Origin of the sequence: Streptomyces sp. NPDC127197, assembly GCF_042672405.1 — a bacterium.
GTDB classification, from domain to species: domain Bacteria; phylum Actinomycetota; class Actinomycetes; order Streptomycetales; family Streptomycetaceae; genus Streptomyces; species Streptomyces flavusporus.
The window spans coordinates 162,858-179,709 of the sequence record NZ_JBHXVG010000017.1 but is presented as its reverse complement, the minus strand read 5'-3'; the positions used below and the strand labels follow the sequence as shown (position 1 = coordinate 179,709).

The window sequence follows — 16,852 nt, the reverse complement described above, 5'->3', positions numbered from 1 at the left end:
CCCGCACCAGCCGGTTCGCCGACGCACGGGGCCGTGGCCCGCACCCGGGCCCGCGGCCTGTCGGTCCGGCGCCGGGCGGTCACCCGGGGCGCTCCGTCTCCGGTTTTGCTACCTCTTCTGGTTCATCCGCTGCGGGACGGGTGCGGCGCCTGGCCCGACACGCAGCAGTCTGGGCCTCGTCGTGTGGCCGTCGCGTGTGGCGCTCATGCTGTGTGATGCCGGGCGACGATACGGGTGACCGTGACGGTGACGGTGGCCGCTTCCGGGGCGCCGTGTGCGGCGAGGTGGGAGATGACAGCGGCCCGTACCTGGTTGTGGATGTTCCGGGCCGTGTCCAACGCCCTGTGGCCTTCAGCCAGGACGCAGCGCACCTCGATGTGCCATCCCGGGCCGTCCGGCGCCCGGTCGGTGCGGACGCCCGCCTCGGACGGGGTGCGTTCAGCTGTTGTCTCCGGCCGCGTAGGCGAGGCGGCCGCTGCGAGGCGGTGAGCGAGGCGGGGCTGCAGGCCGGCCACGCCGGGAACCGCGAGGGCCGCCTCGGCCGCGACGCCGAGGAGAGTGGTCGCGTCGGTGGCAGCCATCACGTACCACCGCCTGTGGGGTGACTGGAGCCCGCGGGGCTGAGGGGCAGGAACGGCTCCAGCACGTCGACCACGATGATGTCGACGGCCGTCACGGCCAGCACGGTCGGCGGGCGGTTCCCTGACCGTCCGCCGCCAGCTTCTTCTGGACGATTCTCCGAGGCTCGCATGAGCGAATGCACATGCGGCTGGCTCGTGCGTGCCGAGCGCGAGCGGAGAGCAACCGTTCCCCGCCGCCCGGCCACACGCCGGGGCAGGTCGTACGCCGAAGGCGGCCGTACGCCGCCGACCGGCTCGACGACGACCACTACCCGTCGTACACCATGGGCAGCAGGCAAGGTCGCCGAGCTGATCGGTGCCAAGTCGGGGGACCATCGATCCACTGGTGTGTCGGCCTGCCGATGCGCCCGCGGTCTTCGGCGAGGGTTTCCATGACTGGAGGGGCGGCGTGGTGGAGGGTGTGGGAGATGAGGGGCGGTGGTGGTCGGCGGCCGAGCCGGGTTTCTGGCAGCAGGTCGTCGGGCAGCTGGGCACGGCCCTGATCGTGGTGGACCCCGCCGGACGGATCCTCGCGGTCAACCCGGCCGCCGAGCGGCTGCTGGACCGCGCCGCCGCGGCGCTGCGCGGGAAGGACGCACACGACCTGCTGCACCGGGACGCGGACGGCGGCAGGATCCCACGGGAGCGATGCCCGCTGCTGCAGGCCCTGGCCGAGAGGGCCGAGGCGCGGGGGGAGGGCGACATCTTTCTGCGCGGTGACGGTCGCCTGATCGCGATCTCCTGGTCCGCTTCTCCCTTGACGGACGACGGCTCCCTCAAGGGCATGGCCGTGCTGTTCACCGACGCCGTCGGCGACCGCAGCGCGCGTCGGGAGCGTGCGGCCTATACGCGTGCTCTGGAGGACCTCACCGAGCGGCTGACGCTGGTCGCGGAGATCACCGACGTGCTCGGCCAGACGCTGGAGATCGATGAGGCCCTCGCCCGGCTGGGCCGCCTGCTGGTTCCCCGCCTCGCCGACTGGGCGGCGGTGGACCTCCGGGTCGGTTCCGGACAGATCCACCGTGTGGCGGTGACGGGTCCCACGGGCCGGGAAGCCGCACAGGAGGACTGGCGCGAGCGCCTTCCCAAGGCCGGGGAGGGGGCCCGCTCCCCTCTGGTCCAGGTACTGAACGGCGGTGATCCCGTACTGCAGGGCCGGGCGGAGACGGCCCCACCGCCCGACTCTCCTCTTGCCGCCGTCCACAGCGGCTTCCTGCGGGCGGTGGGCGCGACGTCCGCCGTCACGGTGCCGCTGGGCTCCCGGCGGCAGATCACCGGCGCCCTGACGCTGGTGCGCACGGACCCGGCGCACCCCTTCGACGCCGACGACCTGAAAGTGGTGAGCGACATCGGCCGCCGGGTCGGCCTGGTCATCGACAACGCCCGCCGCTTCGGCCGCCAGCGCGCCGTCGCCGAGGCCATGCAGCGCAACCTGCTCGCCCCACTGCCCCAGCCCGGCCGCCTGCGGCTGGCCGCCCGCTACCAGCCCGCCCCGGCCGGCTCCCAGGTCGGCGGCGACTGGTACGACGCGTTCGAGCGGAAGGACGGCACGCTCGCGCTGGTCATCGGCGACGTCGTGGGCCACGACCTGACCGCGGCAGCCGGCATGGCGCAACTGCACGGCATCCTGCGCTCACTGGCCTGGGACCACAGCGGCCCGCCCGGCGCCGTCGTCGACCGCCTCGACGACGCCATGCCCGCCATCACCACCGTCCCCATGGCCACCCTCGTCCTCGCCCTGCTCGAAGGCAGCCCGCACACCGGCCCGTGGACGCTGCGGTGGACCAGCGCGGGGCATCCGCCGCCCCTCCTGCTGACCCAGGACGGACAGGCGCAGTACCTCGAAGCGGGACAGGGACTCCTCCTCGGCGCCCCTCCGGGCACCGGCGGGAGCCGGCCGAGCGCCGCGCAGTCCCTGCCGCCGGGTTCCACCCTGCTGCTCTACACCGACGGCCTGATCGAGATGCCCGGCAGCGACCTGGACACCGGCCTCGCCCGTCTGCGCCGCCACGCCCTCGCTCTCGCCCACGAACCGCTGGACACTCTGTGCGACCAACTGCCCGCCCGCATGCCGCCCGGCAGCACCGACGACGTGGCCCTCCTCGCCCTGCGCCTGCCGTCGCCGTGAGAGCCGTGACCGCCGTGACGCGGGACGTGGTGCTCAGGTGCTCAGGTCTCGAGGACCAGGACGCGGAACGGGCCGAGCGGGGCCGTCCGAGGTGTGTCGCCTTCGATGTACCGCCACCCCCAGGACCGCAGCGCCTCGACGGTCCTGTGGTCGGAGCGGTTCACCAGCGTGACGGCGACGGCGGCACCATGGTCGGTGAGCAACCGTTTCTGCAGGCGCCGGGCGAGGTTCCAGGCACGGTCCTGGTTCTGCCTGCGTACGCGGGACGGAACGTGGATCCCGGAGATCACGAAGAGGCGTCCGGAGGCGGCGAGCCGGAGCAGCCTCTCCGGAAGGTATCCGTCGAAGCCCTCCCACCAGGGACCGTCGCCGCGTACGGGGAAACCGTAGGCGCATCCGGTCAGCGCGGTGGTCTCCGCGATCAGCAACTCGAATCCCGGTCGCCGTACGTCGGCCGCCAGCCGCCGCAGGAAGGCGCCGCGGGCTTGGTTCCACGCCCAGGGGCCGCCGCCGGACGTCTCCGCGTACAGATCGCCCAGTTCCTGCAGATGGTCCTCTATCTGACGCCGGGTCAACGAACGGACGCGTTGCCCCTCTCGGGGCGAGGAGCCTCGTTCCGGCCTCGACGGGCCGGGCTTCCGCGTACCGCGCCGGTCCGGGCCGGCGGGCCGCCCAAGGAGTTCTGTGGTCGTCGGCGGAACCGGCACGTTCACGGTCATGAGGCAAGCCCTGCCCCGGGCACGGGCGGATCCGGCCCGGCGTCGTCGGTCGCCGAGAGCGGCACCGGTGTCGGAGCCGGCACGCGACATGCCCTCGGTGTCTTCAACCGTACTCCCGGGGCCGCGCCCCCCTTGTGGACCGACGATGGCCGAGAACGCCGAGGCGGGTACAGCGGATCCGTCCGCTCCCCATCGGACGGGGGCGCGCGGGAGTACGGTGGACGTACCGAGGGCATGTCGCACACCGGCTCCCGCGCCGGTCTCGTCCTCGGCGAGACACTTCGCCGGAAGCCCCGCGCAGCGCAGCGGTTTCCGGAGACAGGTCAGCACGATGGCCTCGGCCTTCGATACGTTCCCCGCCGCCGACGCGTGCTTCTCCCGAGTGCTTCTCGCGTTCGACCGACCGTCAGGCCGTGACCGCCATGGACATCGTCCTCACCATCGCCGCGTTCCTCGTGCTCATCGCCGGCGGAGCGTACGTGATCCACCGGCTCAACTCCGCACACGGCGAAAGGATCGCCTTGCATTCCTACAGCCGTTTCCTTCCCGGCCGCCCAGCCGCCGCCGACCGCGCTGCCGGCACCACCGCGCCGCCCCCACCGCACTCCGCCCCGTCCGCCGCGCACGAACGTCGCGACCATCGCGACGGCGGCCGGGGACGCTTCCGACCGCGCCGCCACCGGGACCGGACCACGCACAACAAGCTGAATGCCGCAGGGCGTTGAGGCCGAGATGCCCCACAGGACAGAGGTCACATCCATGCACGCGTCGCCCCGCCGCAGCCACGGCACCGGCACCGGCACCGGCAGCACACACGGCACAGGCGAAGATCCGCCGGCGTACGAGACCGCGGACGGTGATCCCCCCGTGGGCGGACTCGCGGAGGTCCGCATCATCGCCGCCAGCTCCGACATCGCCCAACGTGTGGCGCAGCTGCTGCGCCGGAACTTCCGCTGCGACGAGCCACGCAGCTACCCCGCGGGCCCCGACGGGTGCGACACCTTGCTCCATCTCACCGTCGACACCGGGGACGTCGCCGCAGAACCCTCCGCCAAGTCGCCCTGGCTGACCACCAGCCACACCCAGGCACGACGCGCCCACACCGACGAGCCGGGCTGACCCGGCCCACCGCAGCACCGGCAGTCGTACGACGGCCGCCCGAGGACAGGAACCGCGACCATGAACCCGCCCACCGGCACAGGCCCACCGCCCAGGGCCGGCGACCGCGCCCCGGCCCACCCGGAACGCACCTCACCGCGCCCTGCCCGGCTCGCCCTGCGCCCGCCGACCTTCCCGCCCGGTCCCGTATGCGGCGCCTGGTGGCCCCGTACCGACGACCTGATGACCGAACTGCCCGCGCTCACCGAGGCGTTCGACGCGACGCGAGGACGCGTGTCGCGCATGGCGTCCCACCGCGACACCTGGCCAGCGGCGCCCTGCGACCTGCCCGTGATCGGGCACACGGTGAAGGCCGCGTGGTTCGCGTCCGGTTTCGACCCGCACATGATCCGACTCTTCTCGTACGGCGTCGGACGCTGGGACCTGCTCGTCGTCCCGCCCCGGACTGAGACCGCCACGGCCGCGCGGCTCATGGCCGCGGCGGCCGACCCCGCGCTCCACCTCACCGCGAGCGAGCTCCTGGCGGCCGAGCGACGCCTCCACGCCGAGGACGAGGCCGTACGCGAGCAGGGGCAGATGGAGCAGTGGGAAGACGAGGGCGGAGCACCGAGGCGCCCCTCGGCCCCGCTCTCCCCTCCCGCAACTGTTACGGTCCGTGCCCCCCTTTTCGCTTCCCGCCAGATACGCTGAAGGGACCGAGGGCACGACGCACACCGGTTACGGACCGGCTTTCACTCCCGGCGCACCACGACACCGGGCGGTTCATCGCCCGGACAGGTTCCGCATCATGGCAGCCTTTGCCGCCCGCCCTCGACGCGGATGTCGTGGCACCGCGTATCCGCAGGCGACCGGCACGCAGCACGCAGCCGGAACACCGCCCCACCCCCAGCGGCGCAGGAGAGCGTGGCCTCACCTGACGGCCGCCCATCCACGTCACAACAGCAGCCGAGCACCCGGCCGCGCCTCCCCCGGCCTCTCGTCTCGGCCCGGCGGGAGGAATCCCCTTCACCGAGGCCGAGGAGCCCCGTCATGCCGCTCGATTCTTCCGCGACCGTTCCCTCACCGGCAGCGGTCCCGCCGGATCCCGCCCGCCCGCCTCAGGGGTACGACGGAACGGCGCCCTTCCCGTCCGACGGCCCGGCGCCCGCCCGCGGCGGCGCCGAGCGCGTGTACGTGACGGTGACGGCGGCGATCGTCGTCCTGCCGTTCCTGGCGCTCGGCGCGGCCGGCTGGTGGCTGTGGGGAAGCCTCATCCGTCCCGCCGACATCGTCCTCGCGCTCTTCCTCTACACGGTCACGGGCCTCGGCGTCACCGTCAGCTTCCACCGCGGCCTGACGCACGGTGGTTACCGTGCCGCCCGGCCCGTGCGCATCGCGCTGGCGATGGCCGGATCGATGAGCTTCCAGGGCGACGTGATCAGTTGGGTCGCCACGCACCGCCGCCACCACGCCTTCACGGACCGGCCCGGCGACCCGCACTCCCCGTACCGCTACGACACCCATCTGCGCGGCCAGTTGCGCGGACTGCTGCACGCCCACGTCGGCTGGCTGTTCCGCAACGACCCGACGTCCGCCGACCGGTATGCCCCCGACCTGCTGGCCGACCGCGACATGCGCGCCGTCGCCCGCGCCTTCCCGGCCCTGTGCGTCCTCACGCTCGCACTGCCGTTCGCGATCGGCTGGGCGATCGGCGGCACCTGGGTGCACGCGCTGACCGCCGCGCTATGGGCGGGCCTCGTCCGCATCGCCCTGCTCCATCACGTGACGTGGAGCGTCAACTCCCTGTGCCATGTGCTGGGCAAGCGGCCCTTCCGTACCCGGCGCCACGACCGGGCCACCAACCTGTGGCCGTTGGCCCTGCTCTCCTTCGGCGAGAGCTGGCACAACCTCCACCACGCCGACCCCACCAGTGCCCGGCACGGCGTCGACCGGGGCCAGATCGACCCGTCGGCCGCCGTCATCCGCCTCCTCGAACGCCTCGGCTGGGTGCACGACGTGCGCTGGCCCACGTCGGACCGCCTCGCCGTACGCCGCGCCTGATCCGAACGCACCCGCCGCACAAGCCCGTCGAAGGAACTCCGTGATCACCACACCACCGCCCTCACCGCCCACCCTCCCTCTCCTCCGCCTGCGCTTCGCGCCCCGCAGCGCACTGCCACGTCGCCTCGACGGGGTGTGGTGGCCACGTTCCTACGACCTGCTGGCAGAGCTTCCGCAGTTGCTCGGCGCACTGCCGCGGGCCTGGGGTCACATCACCCGCGTCACGGTGAACGGAGCGGCCTGGTCCGCGGCGCCGGGACGGATGCTCGTCGCCAACCAGGTCGTACGACTGCACAGAACCGCCACGTTGCACGCCTCGAACACCGTCGTCCTGCTCGCCCCCGGACACGGCCGCTGGGACCTGCTGGTGGTGCCGCCCGACACCACCGAGGAGGCGGCCGAGCCGCTCATGACTGCCGCGCTGAGCGACCGCGCCTGACACGGCAGGAGTAGCGTGGACGCGAGGAGGGTCCCGAACAGGCAGGTGAGCACGATGCCCGATCCCGATTCCCCGCCTCCGGCAGGATTTCTGGCGAACGGTGTGCACGAATCCATGCGCCCCGGAACGGCACTCCTGCGGCTCACCACCACTCACGAACGCGGGGGCATCCTCGACGGTGCGTGGTGGCCCCGTTCCAGGAATCTCACGGCCGAACTGCCCGGCCTGATCAGCGCACTGACCGAGCGCCTCGGGCCGATCACACGGATCGGCCTGGACTCCGCGGCCTGGGACGAAATGCCGACGCGGATGACCATCGACGATCGTGTGGTGCACATCGACGTCTTCTCCGTGGGCGACGACACCGCGCTCGTGACCCGAGGGGACCAGGACTACTTCTCCCTGCTCGTAGTCCCACCGGACACGCCCCCCGAGGCGGCGCGAGCCGCGATGACCGAAGCGGTCCGTACCGACAACCCCAAGCAGGCCCAGCAGATCCTGATCGACACCGGCACGGATCAGACCCTCCCGTCCGGCCCGACCACTGCGGACGGCCGTCGGCGGGAGGACCGGTGACTCCGGCTGAACCGCCGACGACGACGGCAGCGGCACACGCGCCCATCGCCGGAGGTCAGGGCGCTGTGGCCGGAGCATCAGGCGGATCCCGCCCCCTTGACCGGGGTCGACGACATGGACGCGTCCAGACCACGGGTCTGCGGCGACATGACCGTCAAGGGGGCCTTGTCCTGCCTACGCACGTCGGCAAGGCCCGGTCATCGGCGCTCGCCTGACCACACCCGCCGACAGCTTCTACTGGACGATTCTCCAGATGCGCATGAGCGAAGGCACACGCGGCCGGCTCGTGCGTTGTCGGCGCGCGAGCGGAGAGGAACGGTTCCCCGCGGCCCGGAAACACGTCTGTCGGATGTCGTGCCCTTGGCGTGCCCGTAAGAACGGAGAACCACGGTCAACCACGGTGCGATCCGGGCTGAAGGCATGGGGCTTCAAACCGCGGAGGCGCAGGTCAGACACCATGCACCCTCGCAAGCGCCGTCGCTTCCCAAGCTGAGAGCGCGAGTTCGATTCTCGTCACCCGCTCTGAAGAGAACCCCCAAGTCAGAAACCTGGGGGTTCTTCGTTGTCTAGACCGGCGAGCGGCCTGCGCACCACATCCGCACCACAAGGACGCGGCCGGCTACCGGTGGGCCTCTGCTTGTGGTGCGCGCTCGTGTGGAAGGTGTCGCGGCGGTAGACCTCGGCGCAGGCCACGGTGGTGGTGTCGATTGACGCGGGGCGAGGCTTCGATGGGTACGCAGGGCGAGGAGATCACCGTCTAGCAGCGGCCGTGCTCGGCGACCGGCCGGGCGTCGGCGGCCGGCACCCGGTCACGGGCGACGCTGACCGTGCCGGCGGTGAGGGGCACGGCGGCGAGCAGGAGCACGCGCGTCACCGCGGCCAGGGTCCGGCCGTGGAAGCGGCCCACGGACAGGCCGCCTCCGCGGCCGCGGCCCGGACCCCGTAGCACAGGAAGACCACGGTGCCGGTGGCGACGATCGCAGCGACGTTGGTGGCGAACAGCATGGCCCACTCGCCGACGTCGTGGTAGCGGTGCACGGTGATCAACAGGCCCGTCACGGCCAGCGGCGCCACCAGGGAGATGGCGATCGGAGATGGCGATCGCAACTCCGGGGAGGGTGTCGGGCGTCGACATGGAGCTCGGACTTCTTACCACGGTCGGTGCAGCAGCATGTATTGCCTCAGCGGTCTGCTGCGGGGGCGGCACGACGGGGCGCCCCCCTCCCGGCCTCGTCTCGGATTCGTCACAGCCCCCGGCCCCGCCCGGCCCGCGCATAGGGTGGAACCGGTAAGTCCGCCACCATGAGAGGTCTGTGATGCCCGAGTTCCCCTCGGACCCCGCCGTCGCACAGTTCGGCCCCCAGGGGCTGCGCCGCATCACCGTGCCTGCCTCGTACGGAACCGTGCCGGCCTCGGCCCGCACCCACCTCGCGCAGGTCGGTGTGCCGCTGCACGTCGGCCCGTACTTCATCGCGGCGGACGACACCGATGGGCCCACCCTCGGGATGTACGCCGGCCACCGCGGCGTCGCCCTGCAGGGGGACTGGGCGGAGTGGGTGCGCATCGGCACCGACCGGCTGGCGCACCTGTGTGTCCGCACCGACGGCTCCGTACAGGCCCTCTTCCTCGGTCGCGGCGAAGCCGCCCTCTTCGTCAACTCGGACGTTGCCGCCTTCACCCACTGCGCCGCCGCCCTGGACCGCGCCCTCCCGGTGATCGCCGCCTCCGACGGACTCCAGTCCGCCGCCGAGGCGTTCGCCGCGCTGGTCCGGGAGATCCGACAGATCGACCCGGAGGCCGTCGCCGACCGGGAGAACTGGTGGTCGCGGGTGCTCGACGACGTCCGCCACACCCTCAACTTCCCCTTCTCGTCGGCCTTCGAGTACGTGGGCCAGGACGGCGCGAAGCAGATCGTCACCGCCCAGGCCGGTCCCGGCCGCCTGCACCCCGAGGAGCAGCTGTGGCAGCGGCTCTCCTCCTCCGGAGTGGAGCCCGAGCAGGTCCGCCGCGTCTACTGCGAACTCGAACCGTGCATGATGCCGGGCCACTACTGCGCCGCCTGGCTCCAGGCCGTCCTCCCGCATGCCGAGTTCACGCACAGCTTCGACTACGGCAGCACCGCTGAGTCCCGCGAGGAAGGCATCAAGGAGCTCATCACCCACGCCGCGCAGCAGGCCCGGCAGTGACTCGCCGCCCGGGCGCCGCAGGAACGGGGGTGGGTTCATGACCGCCGGTTCCGCCCCGCGCTGGTCCCGGCCCGCTTCCGGGCGGGAGCCCGCCGCGGCCGCCCTGCTCTCCTGGCTCGGCGACCCCCGCGCCCCGGGCCTCGCCGTGGTCACCGGCGCCGAGGGCAGCGGCAAGTCGCGGCTCCTCGCCTGGTTGATCGGCCACGGCACCCGGCCCGGCACCGTCAGCGAACGCCGCGTCCACGGCTTCGTACCGCTGCCCGGCCAGACCGCGACCACGGCCGCCTGGATGCTCGGCGAACAGTTGTCGATCGCCGCCCGCTCCCCGGGCGACCTGCTGGCCGCGCTTGCCGCCGACCGGCGCCGCACCGTCATCGCGCTGCCCGAACTGCACTCTGCCGAGCGGCCCGGCTCCCTCGTCGAACTCGCGCTGGGTCTCGCCTCGTTGGAGCACGTCCGGGTACTTGTCGAGGTCCGCTCCGGTACGGAATGGGCGCAGGCGCTCACCGCCGGACCCTGCGCCCGCATGGACCTGGATGAGCCCCGGTGGACCGACGAGACCCGCCGCGCGTCCTGGGACGCAGCCCACCCCGTCGGCCCGGCCGGGGCGACGGGGCAGGACCCGGAGCCGGAGGAACCGTTCGACCTGGACGATCCCGCCTCGGTCTGCGCCGCCGACCCATGGAGCGTGACCACTGCGTACGAACGCTCCGAGGAGAGCCACGGCGGACTGCGCGCCGCCTGGCTGCGGGCCGGCGCCTCCCTGACCCGCGAGCAGCCGGTCGCCGAACGCGCCCTGGTCCTCCTCGCCGCCCTCGGTGACGCCGGTGATCCGCGCCTGCCCGCCACCCTCACCTCCCTTGCTCGAGACGCCTCCTGGACCGTCGTCTGGCACCGGGTGCGCGGCGACGTCACCCCACCGTGGCCCGGCCCGGTCCGCTCCCTGGCGGCCGGTACCGGCCCTCTGGCCGGGCAGCTCGTCGTCGCCGACCACCAGGGCACCGTGCGCGTCCTCGACGCGGAGAGTGCCCGCTCCGCCGGACGCCTCCCGCACTCCGCGCCCGGCGTCCGCGCCACTGCCGAGCACGGCGACGGCACCGTCAGCGTCCTCGACGAGCACGGCCTCCTGCACACCCAGCGCGCCGCCGAGTCCGCAAAGCCCAAGGGGCTCACCGCCCTCCTCGACGACGGCCTCTCCGTGCAGGAGCAACTCCTCAAGGCCGTACAGGAGTACATGCAACGTCAGCAGGAGACGGTCACCGCGCTGACCGGCGCCGGGGACCGGGTTGTCCTCGGTGATGCCTCCGGAACAGTGCACGTGGTGAACGTCGGCGCCGAGCCGCGTACCGCCACTCTGCACCGGGGGCGCGTCACCGCGGTCGCCGGGACCGCGCTGCCCGTCTCCGCTGAGGGTGACACCGTCCTCCTGCTGTACACGGGCGGCGCCGACGGCACCGTACGCGCATGGGCCCCCCACACCGACCCCATGCCCGAGCCGGTGGCCGCCCGCAACTGCGCCGTCAACGCGGTGGCGGTGGCGACGGCTGACGCCGGGCTCGTCCTCGCGATCGCCTGGGCCGACGGCCTCGTCGAACACCGAGCCCTGGACGACGACCGACTGCGCACCTTCCACCCCGGCAGCCAGGCCCACGCCCTTGCCTTCACGGCGGAAGGGGACCTGGTGGTGGGGACGGACGAGGCACTCGTGCGGATGCGGGGGCGGTGACGACTGCCACACGGTGAACGGCGGACACCCCCATGGCGCCGGCCACGGGGGTAAGTACGTGCCGGACACTCCACTGGCTGCGCGCCTGCCAGTTGCATTGCGTTGCATTCGGTGTGCCCGTGCGCGCCGGGTCAACTCCGGTGCAATCACCGTCAGATGGGACTCTTGTCACAGAACCGTGACGCGGCCCGGTTTTCCCTTGTGCACCTGACAAGCTGCCCCGTTAGCTGTGGGGCAGGAGATGCAGTAGTTGACGGGGGGACGGAGCGCGCGGCCATGGGGCTGGTACTGCCGAGCATCATCGACGAGGCACTCGACCTCATCGGGGTCAACTGGCCCAACGTCGACGAGGACGACTACTTCGAGATGGCGACGTCCATGCGGGACTTCGCCAAGCAGTTCGAGGGTCACGGCGGCAACGCGGACAAGGCCGTGACCCGCATCCTCGACTCCTCCGAGGGCTGGGCCGTGGAGTCCATGAAGAAGCACTGGTCGCACGTGAAGGCCGGTCACCTGGAGAAGATCCCCGAGGTGGCACGGCTGTTCGCGGACGCCTGCGACGGTGTCGGCCAGATCATCCGCGGCATGAAGGTCAAGGCGGGCGTCGAACTCGGTGTACTCGCCGCCACCGTCGTCGCCGAACTCGCCGCCGCTCCCGTCACGTTGGGTATTTCCGCCGCGGTCGCCGCCGGTGAAATCGCCCTGATGCGCACCATCGTGAAGCGGCTCATCGACGAGGCGGTCGAACAGATAGTCGACGAGCTCATCGCGAAAGTCACCGAGCCCGTCACCGGCAAACTCCGGGAACTCATCTCGGACATGGCCCTCGACCTCGCCGAGGGAGCCTTCAACCCCGGTGAGAGACCGGGCGGCATGAAGCTGGCCTCCGCGGGCGACAGCGGCGGCTCCGGCGGCGAGGGCAAGAAGACGGTCATCGACCACTTCGAGTTCGAGGACGGCGCCGACAAGGTCTCAGGCCACGGCAGCGACTTGGGCGGCCAGTCCGGAATCCATCTCGGCAAGTCGAAGAAAACCTTCGGCAAGACCAAGGGTAAAGACACTTTCACCCAGGCCTTCGACGGCATCCTCGAGGAAGCCATCGACAGCATGGAGAAGGCCGCCAAGAAGGTGACCGACCACGTCACCGACACCATCCCGGACCGTGTCAAGGCCGCCTCCCGGCACCAGAAGCGCAAGGACCACGACGTCGGCGGCGAGGCCGAAAAGGTCGAGGTCAAGAAGGTCAAGAGTGACGGCGACACGCCCATGTACCTTCTCAGTGACGACGGTTCGATACGCCAGTTGCACCACGACGGGACCACCAGTCCCGTCCGTTCCAACGACTCCTCCGGAGTGAACGACGTACTCGGCGACAAGGCCTGGTACCCGTGGAACAACAAGGGGGAGAAGCAGCGCAAGAGCAAGCCCGGCAAGGGCGACACGGTCAACTCCACGAAGGTCGCGCCCGGCTCCACCGATCTGGCCCGCGCCGCCCAGCTCGGCCGCTACGCCAACCGCACCGAACGCCCCGATTCCTACATCCCCGGCGGCAACTACGCCTCAGCGCTGTACGACGACGGCAAGGGGAATCGTTTCATCCTGGTCGGCGCCAGCGGCGAGGCACACTCCGAACGTTCCATCGGACACCCGCTGATCAAGAACGGGCACGAGGGCAACGTCAGCGAGCTCTATACGGAACGTGAGCCCTGCCAGAAGAATCCCAAGTGCGACAAGTATCTTGCGAGGGAATTCCCTGACAATCTCGAGGTCACCCACAGCGCGAAATACGACCAGTCCGAAAAGGGGCCGGACGGCGAAGAACTCAGCAAGTACAAGAAGGACCGGGAGCACCGCGCCTACGTCAAGTGGCTACACGAACAGTGGGACCAGCACGGCGTCGCCGGCGGACGCACTGATACAGTGATGAACCTCTCGCCCTCGGACAACAAGTTCATTCCGTAAGAGGGCGAGGGAGCGGGCGGGGCGGAATCGGAGTCGCCGGGAGCGCCTCGATCCGCAACGTTGTTGTTGTGACCGCTTCCGTCCACTGAAAGTCCCACGGCGCCCGTGCCGCCGCCGAGTTCGGAGTTCCGGCAGTGCTTTTCGACGTCACCCGCAGCGAACTCGTCGACATCTTCGGCGAGGACCGGCTCGCGACCATCCCCGCCACCGCCTTCCCGCCCGCCGCCGCGGACACCGAGGGCGCCCGCCTCCTCCAGACCGTCGGCGTCCCCACCGGGACGCTCCTGCTGCGTCAGCCCGACGAGGACGACGGCCTGCTGCCCCTCGTCCAGGACGTCGTCTACATCGAGGACTTCGAGGACGCCGCGGAGGGCGCGGGTGACTGGCCCGTCATCGGCTGGCTGCTCAACGCGCACCTCGCCCTCGACCCCGTATCCGGCAAGGTGCACGCCTTCGACCCCGACGAGGAGACCGTGCAGGAACTCCACACGGACGTCTCCTCCCTCGTCCAGGTCACCCTCCGGTTCCAGCGCCTGCTCGAAGAGTTCACCTTCAGCGGCGACGACGGCGACGAGGAAGCCGACTTCGAGCGCCTGGACGGCGAGGTCGATCGCATCCGTGAGGAGACGAGCAGCATCGACCCGCTCCCCTTCCAGGACGACGAGACCGTCTGGTCGGTAGTGGGCGATGAGATCGCCATGGGCCAGCGCTTCAAGGGCAACAGCCCGGGAGCCCGCTCGCTCTACGGGTGATCGCCGGCCGATGTCGCCCACGCACCGCGCGGTCTGCGCGGTGCGCAGGCCGCCTTCCTGCGGACCGGTCTCCTCATCGACCTGCCCGACCAGCTCCACACTCTGCTTGGCCCTGGCCTCACCACCCGCCCCTTCACGCCGTACGCAGCGCGCTCCTGTCCAGCCCGCACCCCGAAGGATGCAGGTATCCAGGACGATTAAGTCTTGCTCCCGTTCATCGTGCCCGGCGATCCCTACGGTCTCAGGAGCGAGGCCACTGCGGCGCAGAGTGTCTGGCCGCAGGGACCTCAGTCCCATCTCCCGCAACCACCCAGCAGCCAGAGGCAAGATGTGCGTCTGTGCTGCCTCCCCGAAAGACGCAAGCGTTCACGGCGCCGGCTGAAGCGCCAGGGCTCAGCAGCGGTGACAGTTCTCGCTGAAAGGTGCCGAGTCCCGCTGAAATTTTCAGCCGACCTCACCCCCGTCTCACCGGCTGGTGCCGCCGTCTGGTGGACGACGACGGCACCGCCCACGAGATCGCACCCGAGGCGTTCACCCGCCTGTGGACGCGCTGGACCACCGTCGAGGAGCCCCGCGGCTTCCTCTACGTCACCGCGGCCAACCCGGTGCGCGACCACTGGCGCAGGCTGAAGCGCGAACGCCGGGCCGTGCGGCGCGCCGGCACCGAGGTCGCGCCGACCGGCCGCCCGCAGGAGGGCGCGGAGACCTCGGTCCTGATACGGCTGCTGGTGCAGTCGCTGCCCGAACGGCTGGGGACCGTCGTCCTGCTGTACTACTACGCCGACCTGCCGGTCCGGTAGATCGCCCAGCTGACGGAGCGAAGAGAAGGCATCGTCAAGGCCGATCTGCACGCCGCCCGCGAGTACCTGCGCGCCCGCCTCGGAGGATGACTTGATCACACCCGTTGAGTCCTGGGACGAGGACGGAGACGAGGAACTGCCGCGCTGCTGCGCCAGGGCCCCGCGATGCCGGCGCCGCCGCCCGGCGCTTTCGAGGGGATCCGCCGCCGCACGGCCCGGCACCGCGGACTGCGCGCCGCGACCGCGGGCGGCGCGACCACCGCCATGATCGCTGCCGCAGCCTGCTGTGGTCCACCACGGCCGCACCCTGCCCGACCCCTCTGCCCCGCTCGCCCCACCGGCCGCCATCTCCACCCCGACCACCGCAGCCACGCCCGTCACCCAGGAGCCTGCCACACCGTCACCACAGCCCATCCCGACCCGCCTTCCGTCCCCTCCCCCACGGCCGCTGTCGTAGGCGCACCGGCAGCAGCGGCAGGACGGGCGTCGGCGGCGGCCCGGGCACTGCGCCGTAACACCCACGGGACTGATCAGTGCCGTGGTGACCGGGACAAGGCATCCGTGGCTACCGCACGGCCACATGTCGGTCCGGTTCCACACGCAGTGAACGACATGGCTGTGCAGCCGCGAACCGCCTCGGCACGGAAGCCGCTCGGACTCAGGATCCATGGGAGACAACGCCGTCTGGGACACACTGCTCGGCCAGGGCCCGCGACCGTGCCACGGCGTGCCCTTACGAGCGGACAACGACGGTCATCAACGGTGCTTCCAGACCCTCAGCCCACCGCGACAAAACTAATCTGCCCAGGTCAACAGCCATACGACCACACGAGCGCCGTCGCTTCCCAAGCTGAGAGCGCGAGTTCGATTCTCGTCACCCGCTCTTCTTGAAGCCCCAGGTCAGTGGCCTGGGGCTTGCATATTGGTGATCCATTGCTGCGTTATGCAGGTGCCCCTGCACCGCGAGACGGGGCACGCAGAGGGCACGGGTGCCTTGCGTTGGCAGCCAATCACGTCGCAGCGCGGCGCTGACCTGCACTTTCACGTAGTCGCTGGATCCTGCCTCAGAGCGGTAGGTCGTCGGGAAGCACCCGGAACGCCTTGTGGCGGCCCAGCGGGCGTACGGCCCGGAAGTCTCGTCGGTCGAGGGTGAGCATCGCGTCCGTGTCGTAGTCGGCGGCGAGTGCCACGTTCACCGCGTCGGCGAGGTCGAGATTCAACGCGCGGTAACGGACGCGGAGGGACTGCGCAGCGCCAAGGTGGTCCTCCGTGATACCCGGCAGAACCACACGCCCCCGGCCGATCCAGCGCCGCAGGTCGTCGACCGCGCTGAGGGCGGCCTCCCTGCCCAGCTCACGCGTGGCGACGTGATCCAGTTCGGCCAGCAGGAGCGGGGACATAACCAACAGGCCAGCCGCCATGATCGCCTCGTTGGCCGCCACGTGGTCCTGGTGAGTCTCGTCCAGGGCCGCCAGGAGGCCGGAGGTGTCGGCGATAACAATGATCACGCGGCGGTTCCGGAACCCGAGCCGGTCTCACGCTGGACGGCTTCGGCAACGGTGTCACGGACCTCCGACTTGGACGGCGTGCGCCCCGGCCCCTCGAACGTGCGCGAGAACAGCGGCTCGTCCCAGACCCTGTTCGCCATGGCCGCGAGGTGAATGCCCTGGCGGATGATCTCGGCCTCGCTTATCCCCCGGCGCTTGGCGGCCTCCTTGATGATCGCCAGGTCCTCCGGGTCGGCGTAGACGTTGGTGCGCTTCATGGACATGTACCAAGAGTAGT

Annotated in this window: 16 protein-coding genes and 1 pseudogene; 12 read left to right on the top strand and 5 right to left on the bottom strand. The window is 71.1% G+C overall.

Features of this window, described 5'->3' with window-relative positions; all coding sequences use genetic code 11:
* Window positions 1–203: 203 nt before the first annotated feature.
* A complete protein-coding gene (locus tag ACFVJQ_RS25785; protein WP_385511766.1) occupies window positions 204–581 on the bottom strand; it encodes a hypothetical protein in 378 nt (125 codons plus the stop codon).
* Window positions 582–1,029: 448 nt separating this feature from the next.
* Between ACFVJQ_RS25785 and ACFVJQ_RS25780 the strand changes: the two genes are divergently transcribed.
* Entirely contained in the window at window positions 1,030–2,748 is a 1,719-nt protein-coding gene (locus ACFVJQ_RS25780) for a SpoIIE family protein phosphatase (protein ID WP_385787274.1), read from the top strand.
* Between the two features lie 41 nt (window positions 2,749–2,789).
* Here the strand turns inward: ACFVJQ_RS25780 and ACFVJQ_RS25775 are convergent, their stop codons facing one another.
* Window positions 2,790–3,323: a hypothetical protein gene (locus ACFVJQ_RS25775; protein WP_385787271.1), complete on the bottom strand. Its 534-nt coding sequence runs from the start codon at window positions 3,321–3,323 to the stop codon at window positions 2,790–2,792.
* Window positions 3,324–3,889: 566 nt separating this feature from the next.
* On the opposite strand from ACFVJQ_RS25775, the gene ACFVJQ_RS25770 reads away from it, so the two are divergent.
* The 6 genes from ACFVJQ_RS25770 to ACFVJQ_RS25745 all read left to right on the top strand — a co-directional run bounded on the left by ACFVJQ_RS25770 (window position 3,890) and on the right by ACFVJQ_RS25745 (window position 7,641).
* Window positions 3,890–4,192 carry a hypothetical protein gene (locus ACFVJQ_RS25770; RefSeq protein ID WP_385511774.1) on the top strand — a complete coding sequence of 101 codons (303 nt, stop codon included), beginning with the start codon at window positions 3,890–3,892 and terminating at the stop codon, window positions 4,190–4,192.
* Between the two features lie 34 nt (window positions 4,193–4,226).
* The gene (locus tag ACFVJQ_RS25765) at window positions 4,227–4,586 is read left to right on the top strand and encodes a hypothetical protein (RefSeq protein ID WP_385787268.1); all 360 of its coding nucleotides are present in this window, start codon (window positions 4,227–4,229) and stop codon (window positions 4,584–4,586) included.
* Window positions 4,587–4,646: 60 nt separating this feature from the next.
* A complete protein-coding gene (locus ACFVJQ_RS25760; RefSeq protein WP_385787265.1) occupies window positions 4,647–5,276 on the top strand; it encodes a DUF5994 family protein in 630 nt (209 codons plus the stop codon).
* Window positions 5,277–5,615: 339 nt separating this feature from the next.
* Complete coding sequence (locus ACFVJQ_RS25755; RefSeq protein WP_385511758.1) at window positions 5,616–6,626, top strand: acyl-CoA desaturase; 1,011 nt, start codon at window positions 5,616–5,618, stop codon at window positions 6,624–6,626.
* A 40-nt stretch (window positions 6,627–6,666) separates the two neighbouring features.
* Complete coding sequence (locus tag ACFVJQ_RS25750; RefSeq protein WP_385511756.1) at window positions 6,667–7,065, top strand: DUF5994 family protein; 399 nt, start codon at window positions 6,667–6,669, stop codon at window positions 7,063–7,065.
* Window positions 7,066–7,119: 54 nt separating this feature from the next.
* On the top strand, window positions 7,120–7,641 hold the full coding sequence (locus ACFVJQ_RS25745; protein ID WP_385511755.1) for a DUF5994 family protein: 522 nt from the start codon (window positions 7,120–7,122) through the stop codon (window positions 7,639–7,641).
* Between the two features lie 870 nt (window positions 7,642–8,511).
* On the opposite strand, the gene ACFVJQ_RS25740 is transcribed toward ACFVJQ_RS25745, so the two are convergent.
* Complete coding sequence (locus ACFVJQ_RS25740) at window positions 8,512–8,748, bottom strand: hypothetical protein (protein ID WP_385511754.1); 237 nt, start codon at window positions 8,746–8,748, stop codon at window positions 8,512–8,514.
* 209 nt (window positions 8,749–8,957) lie between these two features.
* On the opposite strand from ACFVJQ_RS25740, the gene ACFVJQ_RS25735 reads away from it, so the two are divergent.
* From ACFVJQ_RS25735 to ACFVJQ_RS25715, 5 genes and pseudogenes are all read left to right on the top strand, one after another.
* Window positions 8,958–9,827, top strand: a complete 870-nt coding sequence (locus tag ACFVJQ_RS25735) for a nucleic acid/nucleotide deaminase domain-containing protein (protein WP_385511753.1) — start codon at window positions 8,958–8,960, stop codon at window positions 9,825–9,827.
* Between the two features lie 37 nt (window positions 9,828–9,864).
* Window positions 9,865–11,553 (top strand): hypothetical protein, encoded by a 1,689-nt coding sequence (locus ACFVJQ_RS25730; protein ID WP_385511751.1) that lies wholly within the window; start codon window positions 9,865–9,867, stop codon window positions 11,551–11,553.
* 276 nt (window positions 11,554–11,829) lie between these two features.
* Window positions 11,830–13,515: a nucleic acid/nucleotide deaminase domain-containing protein gene (locus ACFVJQ_RS25725; RefSeq protein WP_385787260.1), complete on the top strand. Its 1,686-nt coding sequence runs from the start codon at window positions 11,830–11,832 to the stop codon at window positions 13,513–13,515.
* 134 nt (window positions 13,516–13,649) lie between these two features.
* Entirely contained in the window at window positions 13,650–14,267 is a 618-nt protein-coding gene (locus ACFVJQ_RS25720; protein ID WP_385511748.1) for an SUKH-4 family immunity protein, read from the top strand.
* A 422-nt stretch (window positions 14,268–14,689) separates the two neighbouring features.
* Window positions 14,690–15,157 (top strand): annotated as a pseudogene (locus ACFVJQ_RS25715) (RNA polymerase sigma factor).
* Between the two features lie 974 nt (window positions 15,158–16,131).
* On the opposite strand, the gene ACFVJQ_RS25710 reads toward ACFVJQ_RS25715, so the two are convergent.
* Both ACFVJQ_RS25710 and ACFVJQ_RS25705 read right to left on the bottom strand, forming a co-directional pair.
* Window positions 16,132–16,575, bottom strand: a complete 444-nt coding sequence (locus tag ACFVJQ_RS25710; protein ID WP_385511746.1) for a PIN domain-containing protein — start codon at window positions 16,573–16,575, stop codon at window positions 16,132–16,134.
* Complete coding sequence (locus ACFVJQ_RS25705) at window positions 16,572–16,838, bottom strand: CopG family transcriptional regulator (RefSeq protein ID WP_385511745.1); 267 nt, start codon at window positions 16,836–16,838, stop codon at window positions 16,572–16,574. Before ACFVJQ_RS25705 ends, ACFVJQ_RS25710 begins: the two co-directional genes overlap by 4 nt.
* Between the last annotated feature and the right edge of the window lie 14 nt (window positions 16,839–16,852).